Below are 23731 nucleotides of genomic sequence, written 5' to 3'. Positions count from 1 at the left end.
AGGGGTACCCGCGGCTTTGACTGCTTGCGTTTCGCTGACTTCAGCGGATGCGCTTGCAGACTTCCTCGGGCTTGAAGAAGTAGGCGATTTCCTGCTTGGCCGTGTCGGCACCGTCGGAGCCGTGCACGGCATTTTCATCGATGCTGACGGCGAAATCGGCGCGGATGGTGCCGGGGGCGGCTTCCTTGGGGTTGGTGGCGCCCATCAGTTCGCGGTTCTTGGCGATGGCGTCTTCACCTTCCAGTGCCTGCACCATGACCGGGCCGCTGATCATGAAGCTGACCAGGTCGTTGAAGAACGGGCGATCCTTGTGCACGGCATAGAAGCCTTCGGCCTGTTCACGGCTGAGTTGCATCATGCGGGCGGCGACGATGGTCAGGCCAGCCTTCTCGAAACGGCTGTAGATCTCGCCAATCACGTTCTTGGCAACGGCATCGGGCTTGATGATGGAAAGGGTTTGTTCAACGGCCATTCGGCAACTCCAGCGATGATATGGAAACACGAAGGCGGCGGGGGCCACGGGGCCTCCGCCGGGAGAGGATGTAGAGAGCGAATATTACCCTGTGGGAGGGTGTTCAGACAATGCGGTTCATGGGTGGGGCTTTCTAGTCTTCCTCTTCCATCCAGGCCAGTTGCACGGCTTCCAGGATGCGTTCGCCGCAGCGATCGGGGTCGTCGTCGAACTCGGGCAGGGCCATGATCCAGTTGCGCAAATCCACGAAGTTCACGTTCCTGGGGTCCACGTCCGGGTGGGCGTCCTGCAGAGCGATGGCGAGGTCCAGGGTGTCGGTCCATTTCAGCGACATGGCAGCATTCCTCCCTTAGTGGTGTTCGGACACCTGATTGAGGGTGTATTTGGGGATTTCCACCACCAGGTCCTTGTCGGCCACCCGTGCCTGGCAGGACAGGCGGGAGTCGGGCTCCAGGCCCCAGGCCTTGTCCAGCAGGTCCTCCTCGTCCTCGGTGGGGTCCTCCAGGGAGTCCATGCCCTCGCGCACGTAGACATGGCAGGTGGTGCAGGCACAGGATTTTTCGCAGGCGTGCTCGATCTCGATGCCATTGGCCAGGGCCGCGTCGCAGATGCTGGTACCGGCCTCGGCCTCGACGGATGCCCCTTCGGGGCAGATCTCCTCATGGGGCAGGAAGATGATGTTGGGCATGTGATGCTCGGCTCCGGGTGGTTTATTCGAATTCTTCGACGCGATGGCCTGACATGGCCTTGCGCACGCTTTGATTCATGCGCTTGGCCACGAAATCCTCACTGGCCTTCTCCAGGCCCTTGATGGCCCTGGCGATCGCCTCGTGGTCATCGCCCTCGCGAGCGGTCACCAATTGTTCGCGCGCTTTGCGGATGTCCTTGAGCTCTTCCTGGCTGAGCAGTTTGCTATCGGCCCCCAGGGCGGAGTCCAGGGCTTCCAGGACACGATCGGCCTCCACCTGCTGTTCGCGCAGGCGCCGCGCCAGCATGTCTTCCTGGGCATGGCTGCGGGAGTCGGTGAGCATGGTCTCGATTTCGTTGTCGGTGAGCCCATAGGAGGGCTTGACCTCAATACTCGACCGGACACCGCTGACCATTTCCCGGGCGTCGACACTGAGCAGGCCGTCGGCATCCACCTGGTAGGTCACCCGTACACGGGCGGCCCCGGCCACCATGGCGGGGATACCGGAGAGGGTGAACCGGGCCAGGGAGCGGTTGTGATCCACCAGGTCCCGCTCACCCTGCACCACATGCAGGGCCATGGCGTTCTGCCCGTCCTTGAAAGTGGTGAATTCCTGGGCACGACTCACGGGGATGGTGGTATTGCGCGGAATGATGTGCTCCACCAGACCGCCCATGGTTTCGATGCCCAGGGACAAGGGGATCACGTCCAGCAGCAGCATGTCGTCACCCGGCTTGTTGCCGGCCAGGATATCTGCCTGCAGGGCAGCACCCACGGCCACCACCTTGTCCGGGTCGATGTCCAGTCGCGGGGTACGGCCAAAGAACTCGCCCACCCGTTCGCGTACCCGCGGCACCCGGGTGGAACCGCCCACCATGACCACGTCCAGTATCTCTTCGGGCTTCACCTTGGCGTCGCGCATGGCGCGGCGGCAGGCGGCCAGGGTCTTGTTGATGAGGGGATCGATGAGGCAGTTCATTTGTTCGCAGGTGATGCAGCCGGACCAGTAGTCGGAATCCGACACCGCCACCTTGAGCCTGGCCTCGTCCCGCTCGGAGAGGGCCTCCTTGACCGCGCAGGCATCCATCATGATCTGACGCATGCGGTGGTGGCCGGTATCACCCTCGATGCCGGCCTCCTGCATCATCCAGCCAGCAATGGCCCTATCGAAATCATCACCACCCAGGGCACTGTCGCCACCGGTGGCCAGCACCTCGAAAACGCCCTTGTTGAGGCGCAGTATGGACACATCGAAGGTGCCGCCACCCAGGTCGAAGACGGCAATCACGCCTTCCTGTCCCTTGTCGAGCCCATAGGCGATGGCGGCGGCGGTGGGTTCGTTGAGCAGGCGGTAAACGTTCAGACCGGCCAGGCGGGCAGCATCCTTGGTGGCCTGACGCTGGGCATCGTCAAAATAAGCAGGCACGGTGATCACTGCCCCTTCCAGGTCGCCACCCAGGGAGGCCTCGGCCCGGGCGCGCAGGGCCTTGAGAATCTCGCCCGAGACTTCCACGGGGGTGACATCACCCTGGCGGGTGCGGATACGTGGTACGCCGCCATCGCCGGGCACGAAGTCGTAAGGAATATGCCCGGCCACGGTCTTGAGGTCACCCACGCCACGTCCCATCAGGCGCTTGACGGAGGAGAGGGTGTTCAGCGGATCCAGGGCCGAGTAGCCACGGGCCTCCTGCCCCACCTGGGGCGGCCCCTGGTCGGGGTAGTGCACCACCGAGGGCATGAGGTGGCGACCCTTTTCGTCGGGCAGGGTCTCGGCCACGCCGTTGCGCACGGTGGCCACCAGGGAGTTTGTGGTCCCCAGGTCGATACCCACCGCCAGTCGATGCTGGTGTGGGTCGGGAGACATACCCGGTTCGGAAATCTGCAATAGCGCCATGGCGATAGAACCCGTGATTGGAGTGCGTCGCGGCCCGGGACCTACGTGGGCTCAGCCCAGCAGTTGGTCTTCAAGCCGCTCGGAGATGCGCGCAACTTCTTCGCGCAGGCGGTCGAAAAAGCGGAGCTTCAGGACTTCCTGCCGGGCGGCCTCCAGGTCGTTGGCTTCAAAGGCGGCCTCGAAGGCGTCCAGCATCTGCGTGTAGCGCGTTTCGATGTCCGAGCTCAGGGCGTCCAGCGCTGCCAGAGGATCGGCGGCCTGGTCCACTTCCTCCAGAGCCTCGCGCAGTTCCATCTGCTCCAGGAGAAACTGAGGGTCATGGGCAGATTCCTTTTCCACGTCCACACCCGCGCCCTTGAGACCGAGCAGGTAACGGGCCCGCAGCCCGTCATCCTTGAGCGTGGCGTAGGCCTCGTTCACATGGGAGGCCCCCTGCACCGCCAGCCGACGAGCCTGGTCGTCCGAGTGGGCAAAACGGTCCGGGTGCAGCGCAGACTGCAACTCGCGATAGGCCGACATCAAGGCCTGCTGATCCACCCGAAACCGCTGAGGAAGACCAAACAGCTCAAAATAATTGCGACTGAAGTCCAGATCCACCTGTGCGCTCCTGTGACGCCCGTCAGACGCCAAAGCTCTCGCCACAACCACAACGGGAGGCCTCGTTGGGATTGTTGAACTTGAAGCCTTCATTCAGACCTTCCCGGGTGTAATCCAGCTCGGTGCCGTCCAGGTAGACCAGGCTGCGCGGATTGACGATGAGCTTCACGCCCTTGTCCTCAAATACCGTATCGCCCTCTTCCAGTTCATCGGCAAACTCCATCACATAGGCCATGCCGGAGCATCCGGTGGTCTTCACGCCCAGACGCAGGCCCACACCCTTGCCGCGTTTTTCCATGAAGGTGCGCACCCGCTGGGCGGCGGTATCGGTCAACTGGATGGCCATGCCTGTTCTCCTTCGTTCAATGATCAGTTCAAGGATTTATGCGCCATCTTGCGCGGCATCGGTCGTCTTGCCGCCCTTCTGGCGAAAATCGTCGATGGCGGCCTTGATGGCATCCTCGGCCAGCACCGAGCAATGGATCTTCACCGGCGGCAGGGCCAGTTCCTCGGCGATCTGGGTGTTCTTGATGGCGCCCGCTTCTTCCAGGGTCTTGCCCTTCACCCACTCGGTGAGCAGGCTGGAACTGGCAATCGCCGAGCCACAGCCGTAGGTCTTGAACTTGGCGTCCTCGATCACGCCGGCATCATTCACCTTGATCTGCAGCTTCATCACGTCGCCGCAGGCGGGGGCTCCCACCATGCCGGTACCCACGGAGGTGTCGTTCTTGTCCATTGCCCCGACGTTGCGAGGGTTTTCGTAGTGATCGAGTACTTTGTCGCTATAGGCCATGTGTGCTTACCTCAATGTTCAGATCGGGCGGAAGATCAGTGGGCCACCCATTCCACGGATTTCAGGTCGATCCCCTCCTGGTGCATTTCCCACAGGGGGGACAGGTCGCGCAGTTTTTGCACTGCGGCCCTGACCAGCTCCACGGTGTAATCGACTTCCTCGGCGGTGGTGTAGCGGCCAATGGAAAAGCGGATGGAACTGTGGGCCAGTTCGTCATCACGCCCCAGGGCACGCAAGACGTAGGAGGGTTCCAGGCTGGAACTGGTGCAGGCCGAACCGGAGGAGACGGCGATGTCCTTGAGAGCCATGATCAGGCTCTCGCCCTCCACGAAGTTGAAGGAGACGTTCAGATTGCCCGCCACGCGGTGTTCCAGGTCACCGTTGAGATAGACCTCCTCCATGGCGCTCAGGCCGGCCCACAGGCGATCGCGCAACTGGAGCACACGAGTCGCTTCGGCATCCATCTGCTCACCGGCGATGCGGAAGGCCTCACCCATGCCCACGATCTGGTGGGTAGCCAGGGTGCCGGAGCGCAGACCACGCTCATGACCACCGCCATGCATCTGGGCCTCCAGACGCACCCGAGGCTTGCGGGACACATAAAGGGCACCCACGCCCTTGGGGCCATAGATCTTGTGGGCGGAAAAGCTTGCCAGGTCCACCGGCAGGGAGGAGAGGTTCAGCGGGATCTTGCCGGCGGACTGGGCGGCATCCACATGGAAGACGATGCCCCGGGCGCGGGTGAGCTGACCAATGGCCTCCAGATCCTGGATGACACCGATCTCGTTGTTCACGTGCATCACGGACACCAGGATCGTGTCTTCCCGCAGGGCAGCCTCAAGCTTGTTCAGATTCAGCAGACCATTGGGCTCCGGGTCCAGATAGGTGACCTCGAAACCCTCACGTTCCAGCTGCCGGCAGGGATCGAGCACAGCCTTGTGCTCTGTCTTCAGGGTGACGATATGGCGACCCTTTTTCTGGTAGAAGTGCGCAGCCCCCTTGATGGCCAGGTTGTCAGCCTCCGTGGCACCGCTGGTCCAGATGATCTCACGGGGGTCGGCACCCACCAGGGCGGCCACCTGCTCGCGGGCGGTCTCCACGGCCTTCTCTGCCGTCCACCCGAAGCTGTGGGAACGGGAGGCGGGGTTACCGTAGCAACCGGAGCGGGTCATGAATCCGACCATCTTTTCGGCCACGCGCTCATCCACCGGCGTGGTGGCCGAGTAATCCAGATAGATGGGTAGTTGGATATTGCTCACTGCTCTCTCCTTACAAACGATCCCATAGGCGGCCTGAAAACCAGCCCTATTCCACCGATTCCGACGCGGCGCTCACCGGAGCAGCCGATGCGCGGGGCATGCTCACGGGCTGGCCACCCATGGCCTTGTCCTGGCGTGCGGCCACCTCCTGCACACCGTTGCGTTTCATCACATCGCCCAGGGTGATGTTGGCGAGAAAATCATAGATCTGACTGCTCAGGTCGGACCACAGGTCGTGGGTGAGACAGCGTTCGTTGTTCTGGCAATCCACCGTGCCACCACAACGGGTGGTGTCCACCTTTTCGTCCACCGCCGAGATCACATCGGCAATGGCCAGCTCACTGGGGGGGCGGCTCAGGGTGTAACCTCCGCCAGGGCCCCGGGTGCTGAGCACCAGGCCGCGCTTGCGCAGTCGGGCGAACAGTTGTTCCAGGTACGACAGTGAGATACCCTGTCGTCCGGAGATATCCGCAAGGGATATCGGTCCCTGGTCGTTATGTAGCGCCAGGTCCAGCATGGCGGTGACGGCGTAGCGCCCCTTGGTTGTCAGTCTCATTGCCCTCTCTCCCGTATGATCCGTCCGGGTATACTAGCTATACCCTATCTTTTTAGTCAAGTATTATTCCGCCGATTGACCACGCTGGTTTCAGCGTTGCCATCTTCCGTGTCCAGGGCCAGCCCGCCCAGCTCCCCGGGTTCGATCTCGCGGATATGGGAATCGTCCACATCACCCCCCATCTCCTTGAGGGCGTGACAGGTCTCATCCAGACGGTGATCCAGGGTGTGCAGGTGATCGAGAATGCGGTTGATGGCCACGGCCACCGGGTCGGGCATGTCGTCGGTCATGCCGTAAGCGTCGAACCCCATCTTCTGAGCCATGACCTCGCGGCGTTTCTGGTCGTCGGAGCGGGGTGTGATGATACGACCGGGAATGCCCACCACGGTGGCGCCGGGCGGTATCTTCTTGAGCACCACGGCATTGGACCCGATGCGGGCCCCCTCGCCTATCCGTATGGGCCCGAGTATCTTGGCGCCCGCCCCCACCACCACATTGTCTTCAAGCTGCGGGTGACGCTTGCCCTTGTGCCAGGTGGTGCCACCCAGGGTCACGCCATGATACAGCGTGCAGTCGTCACCAATCTCGGCGGTCTCGCCGATGACCACGCCCATGCCATGGTCGATGAAAAAGCGCCGACCGATGGTGGCCCCCGGGTGGATCTCCACGCCGGTCAGCCATCGCCCGAAATAGGCCAGGAAACGGGCCGGCCAGCGCACACCGCGACTCCAGAGGCAATGGCTTATCCGATGGATCAGCAGGGCGTGCACACCCGGGTAGGTGGTGAGCACCTCAAAGGTGTTACGCGCCGCCGGGTCGCGTTCAAAGACGCAGCGGACATCCTCTCGCAGACGCTGAAGCATAGGCTCCCTGGTACCCGAGTTCCTCAGTGTGGAAAGCGCATTGTACTACTTCACGGAAAGTGGATCGAAACCGGTTGAACGGCTGGCTCTTGAGCGGTCAAGGCGCCGGGTCCTTGCGGCCCTTGGCCGCATGGGCAAGGATGCCACGCAGGATATTCACCTCGTTGATGGTGAGGCGAACACGACCAAACAGACGGCGCAAGCGACGCATCAGATGCCGAGGATTGTCCGGGTCCAGGAAGTCCAGCACCCGCAGGGTGTCCTCCAGGTGGGCGTAGAAGCGCTCCACGTCCTCATGGGGCGCCGGCAATTCACCGCCGGACTCCGCCGCCGAAGCCTGGGCGGCCCGACCTTCCAGGGCGGTCATGCGTAGCTCATAGCTGAGCACCTGCGCCGCTGCCGCCAGATTCAGGGAACTGTATTCGGGATTGGCGGGGATGTTCACCAGGGCATGACAACGGTCCAGTTCCTCGTTGGTCAGGCCAGTGCGTTCGCGACCAAACAGCAATGCCACGGGGCCGGATCGGGCTGCGGCAAGCAGTTCGGCGGCCGCCTGCCTGGGCTCGTGCTGGGGCCACCGCAAGGTGCGCTGCCGGGCGCTGGTCCCCAGCACCAGTTGACAGCCCACCAGCGCCGCATCCAGATCCTCATGCACCCGGGCCCTGGCCAGCAGATCATCCGCCCCGGAGGCCCGGGCAGTGGCCTCGGCACTTGGGTAGCCCTGGGGGTTCACCAGATGCAGATCACTCAGCCCCATGTTCTTCATGGCCCGGGCCACGCCACCCACATTACCCGGGTGTGTGGTGTTCACCAGAACGATGCGTACCTGGTTCAGGATGTTTGTGTCTTGGGTTGCTTCAATTGTCATCGCGGGTTGTGTATGGTTCGCCATCTTCCCGTACCCTTCGCGGATACGACGTCGTTTCCTTCAAAATCAGTCGGACACCCTCGCCATGCATCCGTTTTTGAACACCGCCATCAAGGCCGCCCGCGCCGCAGGTCAGGTCATCGCCCGCAGTGCCAATCGGGTGGATACCCTCAAGATCCAGGACAAGCAGCCCAATGATTTTGTCACGGAAGTGGATCGCAACGCCGAGCGGGAGATCATCCGCGTCATTCAGCGGGCCTACCCGGACCACGGCATCATGGCCGAGGAAAGCGGTGAGCATGATATCAACCGGGAATTCGTCTGGGTGATCGACCCCCTGGACGGTACCACGAATTTCATCCATGGCATCCCCCAGTTTGCCGTTTCCATCGCCCTGAAACAGCGCGGGCGCCTGGAGCAGGCGGTGGTGTACGACCCCATCAAGGAGGAACTGTTCGTGGCCACCCGAGGTGCCGGCGCCTTCCTGAATAATCGTCGCATCCGCGTGAGTCAGCACAAGGATCTCTCTGGCACCCTGCTGGGCACAGGCATTCCCTTCCGAGAGGATCAGGACCTGGACTACTACCTGCGGACCCTCAAGGCCCTGCTGCCCGGCACGGCCGGTGTACGCCGCCCCGGCTCCGCCGCCCTGGACCTGGCCTACGTGGCCTGCGGTCGCCTGGATGGTTTCTGGGAGATTGGCCTGAATGAATGGGACATGGCCGCGGGTGTGCTGCTGATTCAGGAGGCCGGCGGCCTGGTGGGCGACCTGCGCGGCGGCCCGGAGTACCTGACGACGGGCAATGTGGTCGCCGCCGGTCCGAAGGTGTTCAAGGCCATGCTGCAGCGCTTGCACCCGGTGGTGAACCGGGAGGGGTGAAGCCAGTCCGAGCCCCTCTCCCGCTGGCGGGAGAGGGGTTGGGGTGAGGGTGGAGGGCTGCGAGCAGGAAGCCCAAACGGCGCCTTACGGCTGCTCCTCCAGCTCTTCCCCTTCCTTCTTCACCGGCAGCATCACCGTGCGGTCCACACCCAGCACCAGGGCCAGGGCCGCCGCCACATAGATCGAGGAATAGGTCCCCACCAGCACACCGATGATCAATGCCAAGGCGAAGTTCTGGATCACCGCACCACCCAGCAGGAACAGGCAGAACAGCACCAGCAACGTGGTGAAACTGGTGATGATGGTCCGCGACAGGATCTGGTTCACCGACTTGTTCATGACCTTCTCCACGGCATCCTTGCGCAGCCGACGGAAGTTCTCCCGGATACGGTCGTACACCACGATGGTGTCGTTCAGGGAATAACCGATCACTGCCAGTATGGCTGCCAGCACCGAGAGGTCGAACTCCAGCCAGAACAGCGAGAAGATCCCCAGCGTGATGGTGACGTCGTGAACCAGGGCCGCGACCGAGCCGAGGGAAAACCGCCACTCAAAGCGCAGGGCCACATAAATCAGGATACCGAACAGGGCATAGAGCATGGCCAGACCGCCCTGCTCGCGCAATTCATCCCCCACCTGCGGGCCCACGAACTCCACCCGGCGTAGATCCACCCCCTCAGGCCCACCACTGCGCAGAACCTGCAGCACTTCCTCGGACAGCTCAGCGCTCTCCTCTCCCTCCCGGGGCGCCAGACGGATCAGCACATCCCGGGAGGTGCCAAAGTTCTGCACCGTGGCCCGATCAAAACCGCCCATCTCAAGCTGGTCGCGAATCTCCTCCAGCTCGACGGGCTCCGGATAGCCCACCTCTATCAGGGTGCCACCGGTAAAGTCGATACCAAAGTTCAGCCCGCGAAACACCAGCAGCAGGATGGAGGCCACCAGCAGGACGGCTGAAACGCTCAGGGCGATGCGTCGCTGGCCCAGGAAATCGATATTGGCGTTGGCGAAATTAAGCTTCATCATTTTGCCGCCTTCAAATGGAGAGCGTCTTGAGGCGACGCTGACGACCATAAGTCAGATTGATAATGGCGCGAGTCACCATCAGGGCCGTGAACATGGACACCAGGATGCCGATGGACAGGGTGATGGCGAAGCCCTTGATGGGGCCAGTACCGAACATGAACAGCACCACCGCCGCAATCAGGGTCGTGATGTTGGCGTCGGCAATGGTGGAAAGCGCCCGCGCATAACCCGCCTGTATGGAAGCCTGGGGTGAGTTGCCATTCCTGATTTCTTCGCGTATTCGCTCGAAGATCAGCACGTTGGCATCCACCGCCATGCCCACGGTGAGCACGATACCGGCGATCCCCGGCAGCGTGAGCGTGGCCTGCAGCATGGAGAGTATCGCCACGATCAGGACCAGATTCAGGGTGAGCGCCACATTGGCCACCAGACCAAAGGCCCGGTAGTAAAGCGCCATGAAGACCAGCACCAGCGCAAAGCCGATGATCACCGAGTTGAAGCCGCGCTCGATGTTGTCCTGACCCAGGCTGGGGCCGACGGTGCGTTCCTCGACAATGCTCATGGGCGCGGCCAGGGCACCGGCACGCAGCAGCAGGGCCAGGTTGCGGGCTTCGCGGGTGCTATCCAGACCCGTGATCTGGAAGCGGCGGCCCAACTGGTCCTGGATGCGGGCCACGTTGATGACCTCCTCCGAGCGAGTGGTCTGGCGGACCATTTCACCGTCTTCCTCCACCGTTTCGGTGGTGGTCTCGATGAAGACCACGCCCATGAGGCGACCGATATTCTCGCCGGTCACCCGACTGAAGATGCGTGCGCCCTGGCCGTCCAGATTGATGAATACCGCCGCGCCGCCGGTGTCCTGAGCAATGCCGGAACTGGCGTCGTTGATGAAGTCCCCGGTGAGCATCACCCGGCGCTGCAGCAGCACCGGATTGCCGTCACGTTCGTAATAGAGTCGGGAGTTGGCGGGCACGCGGCCGGTGCGCTCGGCCTCGAAGGGATCGTTGGCCTCATCCACCAGGCGAAACTCCAGTGTGGCCGTGGCCCCCAGGATCTCCTTGGCGCGGGCGGTGTCCTGCACGCCCGGCAACTGGACGACGATGCGATTCTCGCCCTGTTGCTGGATCACGGGCTCGGCCACACCCAGTTCATCCACCCGGTTACGCAGTGTGGTGATGTTCTGTTGCAGGGCCAGGCGACGCTGGGCATCCAGCTGATCGCTGCTGATGTTGGCCGTCAGGATATGCGTGTCACCGGACTGGCGCGTACTGAAATCCAGGTCACCGCGATACTCACGCCGCAGCAGATCACGTGCCTCGTCCCGACTGGCCTGATCCTCGAAACGCACCTCCACGGAGCTGCCATCCCGCTCCACTGCCAGATACCGGATGCGCTCGTCACGCAGTACGGTGCGGAACTCGCTGGTATAACGCTCGGCCACGTTGTCACCGACGGCATCCATGTCCACTTCCATCAGGAAGTGGACACCACCGCGCAGGTCCAGCCCCAGCGACATGGGCCGGGCATTGATGGCCCGCAGCCAGTTGGGCGTGGCCGGGGCCAGGTTCAGTCCCACGGAATGCTGATCAGGCAGGGCGGTGCGCAGGATGTCTGCGGCACGCATCTGATCATCCGTGGAATCGAACCGCAGCATCATCTGGCTGCCGTCGAACTCCTCGGCCTTGATGTCGACGCCCCGCCCTTCCAGGATCGCCCGGATCTGCATCCGGGTATCCTCATCCACCTCGTCCGTGACGGAGTGGGCGATCTGCACCACCGGATCCTCGGGAAACAGGTTGGGCAACGAGTAGACCAGGCCCACCAGGATCACGACCACGATGAGCAGGTACTTCCAGGAAGGGTAAGCGTTCATGACAAGACCAGCGTTGGGAGATCGACGTGGAGGATCAGATGTCCTTCATCGTGCCTTTTGGCAGAACGGTGGCCACCGACTGGCGCTGAACATTCACCGTGTTGCCCTCGGACACCTCCACCTTGATGAAGTTGTCGGTCACCTGGGTGATCTTGCCCACCAGGCCGCCCTGGGTGACGATCTCGTCGCCCTTGTTCAGGCCATCCACCATCGCCTTGTGTTCCTTGGCGCGCTTGCTCTGCGGGCGGATGATCAGGAAGTACATGATCGCAAAGAAGATCACGATCATGATCAGAAACTCGATGAAACCGCCTCCGGCGGCCTGGCCCTGCTGGGCATACGCGTCGGAAATCAGGAAGTTCATGCGTGGGACTCCTTAGCAGTTGACAGATCGACAGGGTTTGGGCCCTTGAAAGGCCGGCATTATGGCATAGACCGTGGGGTTTGCGCGCGTCGCCCATGGAACTCGGCCACCCAGGCGCCCAGCTGCCCCTGAGCGATGGCCTCGCGCATCTCCCGCATCAGGGTCTGGTAGAAGTACAGGTTGTGGATGGTGGCCAGACGACTGGCCAGCATCTCGTTGCACTTGTCCAGATGCTTGAGATAGGCACGGGAGTAGTTTCGGCAGGTGTAGCAGTCGCAATGGGGGTCGATGGGCCCGGTGTCATCCCGAAAACGGGCATTGCGGATGCGCATCACGCCCTCGCGGGTGTAAAGGAAACCGTTGCGGGCATTGCGGGTGGGGATCACGCAATCGAACATGTCCACCCCTCGCCGCACCGCCTCGACGATGTCCTCGGGCCGCCCCACGCCCATGAGATAGCGGGGCCGCTGCACCGGCATGTGTGGCATCAGGCCATCCAGCACCCGGTGGCGTTCCTCTTCCGTTTCCCCCACCGACAGTCCACCGATGGCATAGCCGTCGAACCCGATCTCCATCAGGCCGTCCAGGGAGCGGCGGCGCAAGCCGTCGTACATGCCGCCCTGAACAATGCCGAACAGGGCCGATGGGTTATCGCCGTGGGCCTGGCGGGAGCGGGCCGCCCAGCGCAGGGAGAGCTCCATGGACTCCCGTGCCTGATCCTCGGTGGCCGGGTGCGGCGTGCACTCATCGAAGATCATGACGATGTCCGAGCCCAGCGCCCGCTGCACCTCCATGGACCGCTCAGGGGTGAGCAGGATGGGGGAGCCGTCCACCGGCGAGCGAAAGCGCACGCCTTCCTCGGTGATCTTGCGCAGTTCTGCCAGGGAAAACACCTGAAAACCACCCGAATCCGTCAGGATCGGCCTCTCCCAGTGCATGAAGTCATGCAGATCCCCATGGGCCTGGATCACGTCCGTGCCGGGGCGAAGCATCAGATGGAAGGTGTTACCCAGGATGATCTGGGCCCCCAGGCCCTCCAGTTCCTCCGGGGTCATGGCCTTCACGGTGCCGTAGGTGCCCACGGGCATGAAGGCCGGCGTTTCCACCGTGCCGCGATCAAAGCGAAGCTGCCCGCGACGCGCAGCGCCATCCTGACCAAGTAACTCAAACTGCATCGCGCTGGGCCCCGCGTTGGGCAGTGATGAACATGGCATCCCCGTAACTGAAGAATCGGTACTGCTGACGTACCGCATGTTGATAGGCGGCCAGCACCGCCGCCTGGCCCCCGAAGGCACAGACCAGCATCAGCAGCGTGGACTGGGGCAGATGAAAATTGGTGACCATGGCATCGACGGCCCGGTATTCAAAGCCGGGGGTAATGAACAAGCGCGTGTCTCCCTCGAAGGGAATCAGTTCGCCACCGGCTGCAGCGGTCTCCAGACAACGCACGCTGGTGGTACCCACCGCCACCACACGCCCGCCGCGGGCCCGGCAGCGGGTCACCTGATCGCAGGTCTCCTGGGTGACCCGCACCCATTCGGCGTGCATCACATGATCCTGGGTATCGGCCACGCGTACCGGCTGGAAGGTACCGGCCCCCACGTGGAGGGTCACCGAGGCGGTTTCCACCCCTCGGGCACGGATGGCCGCCAGCAAGGCATCATCGAAATGCAGACCCGCCGTCGGGGCGGCCACGGCACCGGGCTCCCTGGCAAACACGGTCTGGTAGCGCTGCCGGTCTTCCTCGGTATCTTCCCGGGTAATATAAGGTGGCAAGGGCATATGACCGTGCCGTTCCAGTTGATCCAGCACCGGCGCATCGAAAACGAGCGCGAACAGATCCCCGTCCCGACCTTCCACCGTTGCCTCCACCACGCCCTCCAGGCACAGCCGGGTACCGGGCCCGGGGGCCTTGCTCGCCCGCACATGGGCCAAGGCCGCCTGTCGACCGGTGATGCGCTCCACCAGGACTTCCACCTGCCCGCCCGTCTCCACCTTGTGGCCCTTGAGGCGCGCCGGGATGACGCGGGTGTCGTTGAACACCAGCAGGTCATCGGGAGACAACAACTCTGGAAGATCACGGATCTGCCGGTCCGCCAGTTGTCCAGTTGGCCCATCCAGGCACAGCAGACGGGCCCCGCCGCGATCGGGCAGCGGGGCCTGGGCAATGAGTTCCTGAGGGAGGAAAAAGTCGAAATCGCGGACTTGCATGGCGCGCGATGGTAGCAGGATTGGGGCCAGGGGGCGACTGAGGCATGGGCGCCCTCACCCCAGCCCCTCTCCCGCCAGCGGGAGAGGGGCTTTGTCCCATGAGAAAAACCCCAAAGCTCCCTAATGGAATGGTCCGCCCATGCCGAATCCACCCACAAGGGCTATCCTTGCCCCAAGATTATCACTATAATGACGGATTGGATTCAGCCGGGATGGCGGAACTGGTAGACGCGCCGGACTCAAAATCCGGTTCTGGCAACAGAGTGCGAGTTCGATTCTCGCTCCCGGCACCAAACGAATCCAGCCCAAGCGGCACACCGTGGAATAGGCGGGTCTTCGAGCGGACCTGAGCACAGTAACGGTTCACCGCTTCGAGATCCGGGGGCCCAGTGCATTACAGGCACGTGTTCGTGATCAGTGCCCCTCCCTTCCTACTCTTCCACAGGTCATCACATTGAACCAGGAAAACCTTACCCCAGCCGCGTTTGCGGCGCTGGGCTTGCCCGCATCCATCCTTAAATCCCTTGACGAGAGCGGCTACGAAGAACCCACGCCGATCCAGGCTCAGAGCATCCCCGTGCTGCTCTCCGGCCAGGACCTGCTGGGCCAGGCGCAGACCGGCACCGGCAAGACGGCGGCCTTCGCCCTGCCGCTGCTGGCCAAACTGAACCCCAATGTCCAGTATCCTCAAATCCTGGTGCTGGCCCCCACCCGGGAACTGGCCATCCAGGTGGCAGAGGCCTTCGAAACCTACGCCCGGCACATGCCCGACTTTCACGTGCTGCCCATCTACGGTGGGCAGTCCTACACCGTGCAGCTGCGGCAGCTCAAGCGCGGCGCCCAGGTGATCGTGGGCACGCCCGGCCGGGTCATGGATCACATGCGCCGAGGCACACTGCGCCTGGAAAACCTCACCGCTCTGGTACTGGATGAAGCCGACGAGATGCTGCGCATGGGTTTCATCGACGATGTGGAATGGGTGCTGGAACAGACCCCGTCCACCTGTCAGCTGGCGCTGTTCTCCGCCACCATGCCCGACGTGATCCGCAAGGTGGCCCGCAAGCACCTGAAATCTCCTCAGGAAGTGCGTATCGCCTCCACCACCAGCACGGCGTCCACCATCCGTCAGCGCTATTGGCGGGTCAGTGGCCTGCACAAGCTGGATGCCCTCACGCGCCTGCTGGAGCATGAAGACTTTGATGCCATGCTGGTGTTCGTGCGCACCAAGACCGAAACAGTGGAGCTGGCCGAGAAGCTGGCTGCCCGCGGCCATGCCTGCGAACCCCTGAACGGTGACATCCCGCAGAACCTGCGCGAGCGGGTGGTGGAACGCCTCAAACGCGGCCAGCTGGACATCGTCGTGGCCACCGATGTGGTAGCGCGTGGTCTGGACGTGGAGCGCATCAGCCATGTGGTCAACTACGACATCCCCCATGACACGGAATCCTACGTGCACCGCATCGGTCGCACGGGGCGCGCCGGTCGTCCGGGTGAAGCCATCCTGTTCGTGGCACCCCGCGAACAGCGCATGCTGCAGGCCATTGAACGGGCCACGCGCCAGCCGATCGAGGCCATGCACATGCCCACCACCCGCGACGTGAACGAACGTCGCGTGGAACGCTTCCGTCAGCAGATCGCCGACACCCTGGGTGGCCAGGACCTGGAGTTCTTCCAGAATCTGGTGGCCGAGTACGTGAAGGAAAATGATGCCGACCCCATGAACGTGGCAGCTGCCCTGGCCCATATGGCCCAGGGTGACACCCCGCTACTGCTGGATGAGAGCCGGGAAATGCCCCGGCCTGCACCGGAACGAGGACCCCGCAAGGGCCGCGAGCGGAGCATGGACGGTGGTCAGCGTCCGCCCAAGCGCAAGCGCGAAGGTGGCGGCGGCCGTGGACAGGCAGTGGATGAGGGCATGCAGCGCTTCCTGGTGGACGTGGGTCACCAGCACGGCCTCAAGCCAGGTAACCTGGTGGGCGCCATCGCCAATGAGGGCGGGCTGGACAATTCCCATATCGGCAAGATCGACATCAGTGAAGATCACGCCACCGTGGATCTGCCTGCGCAGATGCCCCCGGCGTTGCTGAATCACCTGAAGAAGGTATGGGTCTGTGGTCAGAAACTGGGGCTGCGCCCCATCAATGACGCTTCCCCGGACCGTGGTGCACCTCGTCGCTTCAACGCCCCTCGCAAGGCAGGTCCACGTCGGCAGGCCCGGCGGTCCTGATCCATCGGGCCTGATGCCCTGATGAGCCCTTCTCCCCCTGAGGAAGAAGGGAGTGTTTGTGGCCGAACCTGAGTTTTAAAGGGCCGCTCACCATCGGTGAGCGGCCCTTTTTCTTGGGTGCTTCATCCGGCACCCAGGCATCAATCTTTCTTGGGATGATTGATAAAAACAATCATGTTGCGCATTTCGGGGAAAGGTTTATAAGGCTCGCTCAGACACCATGATCCTGGAGATCCGATTGACATGAGCCTGTCCCACGACGCCGTGATGGCCGACGATGACGAACCCGCCTTTGACTGGAAGGACGAAGAATCGCCCAAGCGACTCTCCGCCCGGCGCTCCCTGGAGTTGTATCTGGAACGCAAGGCCCTGCGCCGCCGCCTGGAGGACGCCTTCGACGACGGCCCCCTGAACGACGGAGAATGGGACTGGCACTAGGCGTCTCCGTTCACGCCCCTTCCCCCAGCAATGCCATCAGCGCCGCCTCGTCCAGCACCGGCACCCCCAGCTGTTCCGCCTTGTCGCGCTTGGAGCCGGCGGCCTCCCCGGCGATCACGCCGGTGGTCTTCTTCGACACACTGCCCGACACCTTGGCCCCCAGCGCCCGCAAGCGGGCGCCGGCCTCATCCCGGGTCATGGATGACAGGGTGCCGGTGAGCACATAGGTGCAACCGGCCAGCGGCTGATCCTCTTCCGATGGCTGGGCAGCCGGTTCGTGCTCGTCCCAGCGCACGCCGGCCTCTCTCAGGGCTTGAATGACCTGGCGATTATGTTCCTGGGCGAAAAATGCCGATACATGCTCGGCCACCTTGGGCCCCACATCCGGCACCTGCATGAGGGCCTCGGTATCCGCCGCCATCAGGGCATCCAGGCTGCCGAAATGGGCCGCCAGGCCCCGGGCCGTGGCCTCGCCCACCTCGCGAATGCCCAGGGCAAAGATGAACCGGGCCAGCGTGGTCTGCTTGCTCTTCTCCAGGGCGTTCACCAGATTGGCCGCCGATTTCTCGCCCATGCGCTCCAGGCCCGCCAGGGTGGCGGCATCCAGGGCGTACAGGCCATCCACATGGTCCACCAGGCCCTGGTCCACCAGTTGCTCCACCAGCTTGTCCCCCAGGCCCTCGATATCCAGAGCCCGGCGCGAGGCGAAATGCTTGATGGCCTCGCGACGCTGGGCACCGCAGTAGAGCCCGCCGGAGCAGCGGGAAACCGCCTCCCCTTCGGGCCGGACCACCGATGAGCCGCACACCGGACAGGTGTCGGGCATGACGATGGCGCGGGCATCATCGGGGCGGCGCTCCTTCACCACGCCCGCCACCTCGGGGATCACATCGCCCGCGCGGCGCACGATCACCGTGTCGCCGATGCGCACGTCCTTGCGCAGGACCTCGTCCATGTTGTGCAACGTGGCATTGCTCACGGTCACGCCCCCCACAAAGACCGGTTCCAGTCGGGCCACCGGCGTCACCGCCCCGGTGCGGCCCACCTGGAATTCCACATCCTTGAGCACCGTGATCTGCTCCTGAGCAGGGTATTTATGGGCGATGGCCCAGCGCGGCGCCCGGGAGACGAAGCCCAGCTCCTGCTGCAGGCGAAGGGAATTGACCTTGTACACCACCCCGTCGATCTCGTAGGGGAGCGCATCCCGGGCCGCGCGGATCCGCTCGTAGTATTCCAGGCACCCCTCGCCGCCGCTGACCACGTCACGCTCCGGGCATACCCGCAGGCCCCAGCGGGCCAGTTCATCCAGGGTCCCGCCCTGGGTATCGCTCAGGCTGCCTGTCTCCACCTGCCCCACGCCATAGGCAAAGAACGACAGGGGGCGCTCAGCGGTGATCCGGGGGTCCAACTGCCTCAGGCTGCCGGCAGCGGCGTTACGGGGATTCACGAAGACCTTGCCACCGCTCTCCCGAGCCCGGGCGTTCAGTTCCTCAAAACGAGCCTTCTCCATGTAGACCTCCCCGCGAATCTCCACGCGGGGCGGATGATCCTGCCCCTGAAGCCTCAAGGGGATGGCACGAATGGTGCGGATGTTGGAGGTGATGTCCTCGCCCGTGGTGCCGTCCCCCCGGGTGGCTCCCCGCACCAGCTGGCCGTCCTCGTAGAGCAGGCTCACCGCCAGGCCATCCAGTTTGGGCTCCACCGCATATTCCAGGGTGTCGTGGGTATCCAGGCGTTCGCGCAGGCGCTGATCGAAGGCCAGCACTTCGGCTTCCTCGAAGGCATTATCCAGAGACAGCATGGGCAACAGATGGTGGGCCTCGGGAAAGCCCTCCAGGGGGGAACCACCCACCCGCTGGGTGGGCGAGTCCGGCGTGACCAGGTCGGGATATTCTGCCTCCAGGGCCTGCAACTGGCGCATCAATTGGTCATAGGCGGCATCCGGTATCTCCGGGTCATCCAGGACGTAGTAGCGGTAGTCATGATGATCCAGCTGGCTGCGCAGGTCCGCCGCCTTCTCCCGGGCGGCCTCGGGTACGGCATCATTCATCGGCGTCACTTGCGATCACAGCCCCCTGCGCAGCTTCCACTGCCGGATATCCTCCCGGGTGTGCTGGTTGCCCTGGGGCGTCACTGCGCTGCGGGAGGCATCCAGCACCTGTCCGTTCAGGCGTTCCGCCAGCTTCTCGGCACAGGTGAGCATGGCATCGAAGCTTTCCAGGGGATCACAGGGTCCCGGCAGGCGCAGGAACAGGCTCACGCCCGGGGTGGTGAATTCGTCCATGGTCTCCGGGTCGAAGGTGCCCGGCTTGACCATATTGGCCAGGCTGAACAGGGTGAAGTTGCGCTGACCGTCGGAAACGTTCAGATGATAAATACCCAGATCACCATGCTGCAGGCCCATGTCGGCCAGGGCCGCCTGCAGGTTCACCCCCAGAAACCGATCCTGATTGGGGGCCACCACATGCAGGACGATGATCTTGTCATCGGCCTCCGGCTGCGTGGCGGACCCGGCTTCGTTCTCTTCGGCCAACGCCGCGTCCGATTGACTCGAGTCGGCCTTCCTGCCCCGGAAAAACTGGCCCAGGTCGGGCATGCGAGGCGCCTTGATGGCGGGCATGGAAGGCTTCGGTAGGCTGCCCTTGAGTCGGGCAAGCAGACTCGACTTCCCGCCACGAGGGCGCCGGCTTGCGCCACCGTGGCTGCGGGAGCGCGTCGGCCTGGCCGGGCGCTCGGCGGGCACGGACTCGACCTTTTCCGAAGCGGGAACCGGGTCCGGCGAAGTTTCCTGGCCCCAGGAGGGCTCGGCATCGTCCTTGCGGGGCTCATCACGGTGAACCACCCGCACCTTGCCCACGCCCACCTCGTCAAAAACGGGTTCCTCGCGCTGCGACGCCAGGGGATCCTCATCCACGGACTGCCCCTCTCTCCGCGAAGACGACGGCGTGAAGCCCTCGTCGGCACGAATATGCACGTGCTCCAACTCATCGGCATCAATCCCGTCGTCGTCCAGATCACGGGGACGACGCGGCTGGCGGACGCGCCCGGCCAGGTAGATCCCGGCCAGGATCATGATCCCCAGTAACAGTAGAATCCAACGCAACGTATCCATCTCCCCGGTCCTGTCTCTGTATTCGGTTTCAAAGGGTGCCGTGCCGATCAGCCAATGGCCATCTGCGCCGCCTCTTCCACATCCACTGTGACCAGCCGCGACACACCCGGCTCCCGCATGGTCACGCCAATGAGTTGATCGGCCATTTCCATGGTGGCCTTGTTGTGGGTGATGAAGATGAACTGCACCCGTTCCGACATCTCCCTCACCAGATCACAGAAACGACCCACATTGGCCTCGTCCAGTGGCGCGTCCACCTCATCCAGCATGCAGAAGGGTGCCGGGTTGAGCTCGAAGATGGCAAATACCAGGGCCACTGCTGTGAGCGCCTTCTCACCACCGGACATCAGATGGATGGTGGACAGGCGCTTGCCAGGGGGGCGCGCCAGCACTGCCACCCCGGTGGTGAGCAGATCATCGCCGGTCATCTCCAGGTGAGCCTGGCCGCCCCCGAACAGGCGTGGGAACATCTCCTTGAGCCGCAGGTTCACCCGTTCAAAGGTTTCCCGGAACCGGGAACGCGTCTCCCGGTCGATGCGCTGGATGGCATTTTCCAGGGTTTCCAGGGCCTCCACCAGATCCGCGTACTGATTGTCCAGGTACTGTTTCCGCTCGCTCTGCTCCCGGTATTCGTCGATGGCCGCCAGGTTGATGGCCCCCAGGCGCTGGATACGCTGGGCCAGCTCATCGGCCCGCGACTGCCAGGCCTCCACGCCGGCCTCGGCGTCCAGTTGTGCCAGCAGGGTGTCGGCTTCGAACCCGCTCTCCTGCAATTGTTCCAGACTGGTCTGCCTTCGAACCTTAATCTCCTGCCAGGCCATGCGCAATTCATCCAGGCCCTGGCGCAGGGATTCGGCCTCCCGCTCCTGGGTGACCCGCGCCTGATCCGTCTCGCGCATCCGCGCCTCCAGGGACTGCACCTGAGCTCGTGCCCGGGCCAGTTCGTCCTCCAGGGCCACGCGCTCGCCGACCAGGGTCTCCAGGGTGGTTTCCAGTTCCAGGATGGGCTCGCCGGAGGCATCCAGGGATTCGCGCAGGGTCTCCAGGCGCAGCTCCAGTTGCGAGGCCTGGCTGCGCATGCGGGTGAGGCTCTGCTGGGTGGCATCCCGTGATGCCGTGAGGGACTGCACCTGCAGGGCCACCTGGTGAACCGCGTCGCGTCGCGTGCGGGCCTCGCTGCGCACCGCCTCCAGGCTTTGGCGCAAGGTGTCCCGTTCCGCATCCAGCCCTTCCCGCTCCCGGGCCAGGACCTCCATCTGTGACACCGCTTCGTTGCGCTTGCGGGTAGCCTGCTGCAGCGCCTGCGCGTCGCGTTCGCGGGTCTGACGGATGTCTGCCATCTCGTCGGAAACGCGCTGGATGCGGGTTTCCATCTGCTCCAGACGGGTCTGGCGGTTGCTGAGCTGGGCCTGCAGGTCGGACACCGTGCGGTGGGCCCCATTGACCTCCTGCTGCAGCCGATCCCGCTCGGCTTCCAGTTCACGCCGGGTTTCACGCTGATCCTCGATCAGGGTCTGGCGGGTATCGACGGCTTCCCTGAGTGTCTCGATCTCTTCCTTGAGGCTGCGGATCTCCTTGTCACGAGCCAGTAGCCCGGCGTGCTCGTCATGATCCCGGGCGATCCTCAGCCACCGGGGGCCCAACCACAGGCCCTCGGGTGTGATCACGGATTCGTGAGGCTCAAGACGGGGGCGCAGGGCCAGGGCGGCATCCAGATCCGGCGCGGTGTGAATGCCTCTCAACAATGCGCCCAGAGGCAGGCGCGAGGTGATCCGATCCACCAGCAGGTTGCGCCCGGTGGCCTCTGTGGAAGCGTCTGCTGCTTCCTCGAAGACCACCAACTGCCCCTGCTCCAGGCTGCCGGTGACCCGGGCCACCGCCTCCAGGTCCTCCACGCAGACCGCTTCCAGGAAGGGTCCGAGCACGGTCTCGGCAGCCTTTTCCCAACCGGGTTCCACATCCAGAGCCTCGCCCAGTCGCGGCGCGCCGTCCAGGCCCTGGCCTTCCAGCCAGTCCACCAGGGTTCTGGTCTCTTTGCCCAGGGCCGCCTGCTGCAGCGCCTCCAGCGAGGCCAGCCGACCACCGTGCGCCTGCAGGCGGCGGCGCCATTCTTCCAGTTCCGCCGCCCGGGTGCGGCTTTCATCCCGGTTTTCCTGAATACGGTCTGCCGTCTCCTGAAGGGTGCCTTGCAGCGCCCGTTCCTGTTCCCGGGCCTGTTCCACCTCTTCGGCCACGGTATCGATCTCTGCTTGCAACCCCTCGGTGGACAAGCCCTTGAGTTCATCGTCCAGCCGCCCATGGCGGGCATCCAGCTGACCGATCTGGTTCTCCAGTTGCTCCAGGCGGGCGCGCTCCACTTGGGCCACCTGGCTGGGCTCGGCGGCGCGTCGATTGAAATCCTCCCAGCGCCCCTGCCAGTCGTTCATGGCCTGCTCGGCTTCGGAGAGGCGCTCATTGACCTCTTCCAGGGCCTCGTTGCCCACTTCGTGCTCGGGTTCCAGATCTTCCAGGGCGGCGAGCACGTCCACCAGGCGTTCTTCGTCGGCCTGGATATGCCCCGTGGTTTCTGCCTGGGCCTGTTCGGCCTGCTGCAGTTCCCGGGACTGGCGTTCCTGCATCTCCTTATGATGGCGTATGGACTGCTCGGTGCCGGAGATGTCGGCACCGAGACGGTAGTAGCGCCCCTGTACCTGGTTGAGGGTTTCGTTGGCCTCATGCAGGGCCTGGCGATCGCGTTCCAGGGCGGTTTCCTGCTGGCGCTGCGAGGCCACCACCTCTTCCAGGCGGGTTTCCTGGGTGCGCAGGGTCTGTTCGCGCCGCTGGGCCTCCTGATCCAGATCCCGCAGGCGCAGGGCCAGCAGTTCGGCCTTGACCCGACGTTCTTCGTCACGCAGGGACTTGTACTTCTCCGCCGTCTCGGCCTGGCGCTGAAGGTGCTTGAGGTGTTTTTCCACCTCGTCTCGCACGTCCTGCAGGCGCTCCAGGTTCTCGCGGGTGTGTCGGATCCGGTTTTCCGTTTCCCGGCGGCGTTCCTTGTACTTGGAGATCCCGGCGGCCTCTTCCAGGTAGACGCGCAGTTCCTCAGGCTTGGCCTCGATGAGGCGGGAGATCATGCCCTGTTCGATGATGGCGTAACTGCGTGGGCCCAGCCCGGTGCCCAGGAAGATGTCGGTGATGTCCCGGCGGCGGCAGCGGGTGCCATTGAGGAAATACTGGGATTGCCCGTCGCGGCTCACGCGACGCTTGATGGCAATCTCGTTGTATTGGGCGTACTGGCCGCCCAGACCGCCGTCGCTGTTGTCGAAGACCAGTTCGATGGAGGCCTGGCCGACGGGTTTGCGGGAGGAGGATCCATTGAAGATGACGTCCTCCATGGAATCGCCACGCAGGTACTTGGCGGAGGATTCGCCCATCACCCAGCGCACGGCGTCGATGGTGTTGGACTTGCCGCAGCCATTGGGGCCTACCACGCCCACCCGGTTGCTGGGGAAGGGGATGGTGGTGGGGTCCACGAAGGACTTGAATCCGGCGAGCTTGATCTTGCTCAGACGCATGATGGACTGCCGAATCCAGAAGAAAACGCTAAACTATACGGCTTGTAACCCATGAA

At 63.6% G+C, this 23731-nt stretch carries 22 protein-coding genes and 1 tRNA gene; 4 read left to right on the top strand and 19 right to left on the bottom strand.

Features of this window, described 5'->3' with window-relative positions:
* Positions 1 to 40: 40 nt before the first annotated feature.
* The 11 genes from ndk to trmJ form a co-directional block, all read right to left on the bottom strand.
* Positions 41 to 472 (bottom strand): nucleoside-diphosphate kinase, encoded by a 432-nt coding sequence (ndk, locus tag LPW30_RS05960; RefSeq protein WP_025282027.1) that lies wholly within the window; start codon positions 470 to 472, stop codon positions 41 to 43.
* Between the two features lie 133 nt (positions 473 to 605).
* Positions 606 to 800, bottom strand: coding sequence for a Fe-S cluster assembly protein IscX (iscX, locus tag LPW30_RS05955; protein ID WP_025282028.1), 195 nt, complete (start codon positions 798 to 800; stop codon positions 606 to 608).
* 21 nt (positions 801 to 821) lie between these two features.
* Positions 822 to 1160, bottom strand: a complete 339-nt coding sequence (fdx, locus tag LPW30_RS05950; protein WP_025282029.1) for an ISC system 2Fe-2S type ferredoxin — start codon at positions 1158 to 1160, stop codon at positions 822 to 824.
* 22 nt (positions 1161 to 1182) lie between these two features.
* A complete protein-coding gene (hscA, locus tag LPW30_RS05945) occupies positions 1183 to 3054 on the bottom strand; it encodes a Fe-S protein assembly chaperone HscA (RefSeq protein ID WP_239680317.1) in 1872 nt (623 codons plus the stop codon).
* A gap of 51 nt (positions 3055 to 3105) precedes the next feature.
* Positions 3106 to 3651, bottom strand: coding sequence for a Fe-S protein assembly co-chaperone HscB (gene hscB / locus LPW30_RS05940; protein ID WP_035369086.1), 546 nt, complete (start codon positions 3649 to 3651; stop codon positions 3106 to 3108).
* Positions 3652 to 3673: 22 nt separating this feature from the next.
* The gene (iscA, locus tag LPW30_RS05935) at positions 3674 to 3997 is read right to left on the bottom strand and encodes an iron-sulfur cluster assembly protein IscA (RefSeq protein WP_025282032.1); all 324 of its coding nucleotides are present in this window, start codon (positions 3995 to 3997) and stop codon (positions 3674 to 3676) included.
* 36 nt (positions 3998 to 4033) lie between these two features.
* Positions 4034 to 4444, bottom strand: a complete 411-nt coding sequence (gene iscU / locus LPW30_RS05930; RefSeq protein WP_239680316.1) for a Fe-S cluster assembly scaffold IscU — start codon at positions 4442 to 4444, stop codon at positions 4034 to 4036.
* Positions 4445 to 4479: 35 nt separating this feature from the next.
* Complete coding sequence (locus tag LPW30_RS05925; protein WP_338018810.1) at positions 4480 to 5703, bottom strand: IscS subfamily cysteine desulfurase; 1224 nt, start codon at positions 5701 to 5703, stop codon at positions 4480 to 4482.
* A gap of 46 nt (positions 5704 to 5749) precedes the next feature.
* Complete coding sequence (locus LPW30_RS05920) at positions 5750 to 6259, bottom strand: Fe-S cluster assembly transcription factor (RefSeq protein ID WP_025282035.1); 510 nt, start codon at positions 6257 to 6259, stop codon at positions 5750 to 5752.
* A 56-nt stretch (positions 6260 to 6315) separates the two neighbouring features.
* Complete coding sequence (gene cysE / locus LPW30_RS05915; protein WP_025282036.1) at positions 6316 to 7122, bottom strand: serine O-acetyltransferase; 807 nt, start codon at positions 7120 to 7122, stop codon at positions 6316 to 6318.
* 97 nt (positions 7123 to 7219) lie between these two features.
* Positions 7220 to 7990, bottom strand: a complete 771-nt coding sequence (gene trmJ, locus LPW30_RS05910; RefSeq protein WP_084306678.1) for a tRNA (cytosine(32)/uridine(32)-2'-O)-methyltransferase TrmJ — start codon at positions 7988 to 7990, stop codon at positions 7220 to 7222.
* 85 nt (positions 7991 to 8075) lie between these two features.
* On the opposite strand from trmJ, the gene LPW30_RS05905 reads away from it, so the two are divergent.
* Positions 8076 to 8870 carry an inositol monophosphatase family protein gene (locus LPW30_RS05905; RefSeq protein ID WP_238624459.1) on the top strand — a complete coding sequence of 265 codons (795 nt, stop codon included), beginning with the start codon at positions 8076 to 8078 and terminating at the stop codon, positions 8868 to 8870.
* A gap of 84 nt (positions 8871 to 8954) precedes the next feature.
* Here the strand turns inward: LPW30_RS05905 and secF are convergent, their stop codons facing one another.
* The 5 genes from secF to queA are packed head-to-tail and all read right to left on the bottom strand — an operon-like array spanning position 8955 to position 14344.
* Positions 8955 to 9893 carry a protein translocase subunit SecF gene (gene secF / locus LPW30_RS05900; protein WP_025282039.1) on the bottom strand — a complete coding sequence of 313 codons (939 nt, stop codon included), beginning with the start codon at positions 9891 to 9893 and terminating at the stop codon, positions 8955 to 8957.
* 13 nt (positions 9894 to 9906) lie between these two features.
* A complete protein-coding gene (gene secD, locus LPW30_RS05895) occupies positions 9907 to 11769 on the bottom strand; it encodes a protein translocase subunit SecD (RefSeq protein WP_025282040.1) in 1863 nt (620 codons plus the stop codon).
* 34 nt (positions 11770 to 11803) lie between these two features.
* A complete protein-coding gene (yajC, locus tag LPW30_RS05890) occupies positions 11804 to 12133 on the bottom strand; it encodes a preprotein translocase subunit YajC (protein WP_025282041.1) in 330 nt (109 codons plus the stop codon).
* Positions 12134 to 12192: 59 nt separating this feature from the next.
* Positions 12193 to 13308 (bottom strand): tRNA guanosine(34) transglycosylase Tgt, encoded by a 1116-nt coding sequence (gene tgt / locus LPW30_RS05885; protein ID WP_238624458.1) that lies wholly within the window; start codon positions 13306 to 13308, stop codon positions 12193 to 12195.
* Entirely contained in the window at positions 13298 to 14344 is a 1047-nt protein-coding gene (queA, locus tag LPW30_RS05880) for a tRNA preQ1(34) S-adenosylmethionine ribosyltransferase-isomerase QueA (protein ID WP_239680315.1), read from the bottom strand. Before queA ends, tgt begins: the two co-directional genes overlap by 11 nt.
* A gap of 206 nt (positions 14345 to 14550) precedes the next feature.
* On the opposite strand from queA, the gene LPW30_RS05875 reads away from it, so the two are divergent.
* From LPW30_RS05875 to LPW30_RS05865, 3 genes are all read left to right on the top strand, one after another.
* Positions 14551 to 14637: transfer RNA gene (locus LPW30_RS05875), tRNA-Leu, on the top strand.
* 161 nt (positions 14638 to 14798) lie between these two features.
* Positions 14799 to 16571 (top strand): DEAD/DEAH box helicase, encoded by a 1773-nt coding sequence (locus tag LPW30_RS05870; protein ID WP_025282044.1) that lies wholly within the window; start codon positions 14799 to 14801, stop codon positions 16569 to 16571.
* A gap of 243 nt (positions 16572 to 16814) precedes the next feature.
* A complete protein-coding gene (locus LPW30_RS05865; RefSeq protein WP_025282045.1) occupies positions 16815 to 17009 on the top strand; it encodes a PA3496 family putative envelope integrity protein in 195 nt (64 codons plus the stop codon).
* Between the two features lie 10 nt (positions 17010 to 17019).
* On the opposite strand, the gene ligA is transcribed toward LPW30_RS05865, so the two are convergent.
* Genes ligA through smc form a run of 3 tightly spaced genes read right to left on the bottom strand, consistent with a single transcriptional unit; the run spans position 17020 to position 23675 of the window.
* Positions 17020 to 19059 (bottom strand): NAD-dependent DNA ligase LigA, encoded by a 2040-nt coding sequence (ligA, locus tag LPW30_RS05860; RefSeq protein WP_239680314.1) that lies wholly within the window; start codon positions 19057 to 19059, stop codon positions 17020 to 17022.
* Between the two features lie 15 nt (positions 19060 to 19074).
* On the bottom strand, positions 19075 to 20121 hold the full coding sequence (zipA, locus tag LPW30_RS05855) for a cell division protein ZipA (RefSeq protein WP_025282046.1): 1047 nt from the start codon (positions 20119 to 20121) through the stop codon (positions 19075 to 19077).
* Between the two features lie 47 nt (positions 20122 to 20168).
* Positions 20169 to 23675 (bottom strand): chromosome segregation protein SMC, encoded by a 3507-nt coding sequence (gene smc / locus LPW30_RS05850; RefSeq protein WP_239680313.1) that lies wholly within the window; start codon positions 23673 to 23675, stop codon positions 20169 to 20171.
* Between the last annotated feature and the right edge of the window lie 56 nt (positions 23676 to 23731).

It is taken from the genome of Ectothiorhodospira variabilis (assembly GCF_022227625.1).
Lineage (GTDB): Bacteria > Pseudomonadota > Gammaproteobacteria > Ectothiorhodospirales > Ectothiorhodospiraceae > Ectothiorhodospira > Ectothiorhodospira haloalkaliphila.
The sequence above is the reverse complement of the archived record's forward strand: the minus strand, read 5'-3'. Positions and strand labels throughout refer to the sequence as shown.

Bases quoted from the DNA above. Each gene is read 5' to 3' on its own strand.
- cysE (WP_025282036.1), bottom strand. From the start codon at position 7,122: ATGCTTCAGCGTCTGCGAGAGGATGTCCGCTGCGTCTTTGAACGCGAC.
- secF (WP_025282039.1), bottom strand. From the start codon at position 9,893: ATGAAGCTTAATTTCGCCAACGCCAATATCGATTTCCTGGGCCAGCGA.
- fdx (WP_025282029.1), bottom strand. From the start codon at position 1,160: ATGCCCAACATCATCTTCCTGCCCCATGAGGAGATCTGCCCCGAAGGG.
- zipA (WP_025282046.1), bottom strand. From the start codon at position 20,121: ATGGATACGTTGCGTTGGATTCTACTGTTACTGGGGATCATGATCCTG.
- LPW30_RS05905 (WP_238624459.1), top strand. From the start codon at position 8,076: ATGCATCCGTTTTTGAACACCGCCATCAAGGCCGCCCGCGCCGCAGGT.
- LPW30_RS05920 (WP_025282035.1), bottom strand. From the start codon at position 6,259: ATGAGACTGACAACCAAGGGGCGCTACGCCGTCACCGCCATGCTGGAC.
- hscA (WP_239680317.1), bottom strand. From the start codon at position 3,054: ATGGCGCTATTGCAGATTTCCGAACCGGGTATGTCTCCCGACCCACAC.
- tgt (WP_238624458.1), bottom strand. From the start codon at position 13,308: ATGCAGTTTGAGTTACTTGGTCAGGATGGCGCTGCGCGTCGCGGGCAG.
- smc (WP_239680313.1), bottom strand. From the start codon at position 23,675: ATGCGTCTGAGCAAGATCAAGCTCGCCGGATTCAAGTCCTTCGTGGAC.
- trmJ (WP_084306678.1), bottom strand. From the start codon at position 7,990: ATGACAATTGAAGCAACCCAAGACACAAACATCCTGAACCAGGTACGC.
- ligA (WP_239680314.1), bottom strand. From the start codon at position 19,059: ATGAATGATGCCGTACCCGAGGCCGCCCGGGAGAAGGCGGCGGACCTG.
- LPW30_RS05865 (WP_025282045.1), top strand. From the start codon at position 16,815: ATGAGCCTGTCCCACGACGCCGTGATGGCCGACGATGACGAACCCGCC.
- ndk (WP_025282027.1), bottom strand. From the start codon at position 472: ATGGCCGTTGAACAAACCCTTTCCATCATCAAGCCCGATGCCGTTGCC.
- iscU (WP_239680316.1), bottom strand. From the start codon at position 4,444: ATGGCCTATAGCGACAAAGTACTCGATCACTACGAAAACCCTCGCAAC.
- secD (WP_025282040.1), bottom strand. From the start codon at position 11,769: ATGAACGCTTACCCTTCCTGGAAGTACCTGCTCATCGTGGTCGTGATC.
- yajC (WP_025282041.1), bottom strand. From the start codon at position 12,133: ATGAACTTCCTGATTTCCGACGCGTATGCCCAGCAGGGCCAGGCCGCC.
- queA (WP_239680315.1), bottom strand. From the start codon at position 14,344: ATGCAAGTCCGCGATTTCGACTTTTTCCTCCCTCAGGAACTCATTGCC.
- iscA (WP_025282032.1), bottom strand. From the start codon at position 3,997: ATGGCCATCCAGTTGACCGATACCGCCGCCCAGCGGGTGCGCACCTTC.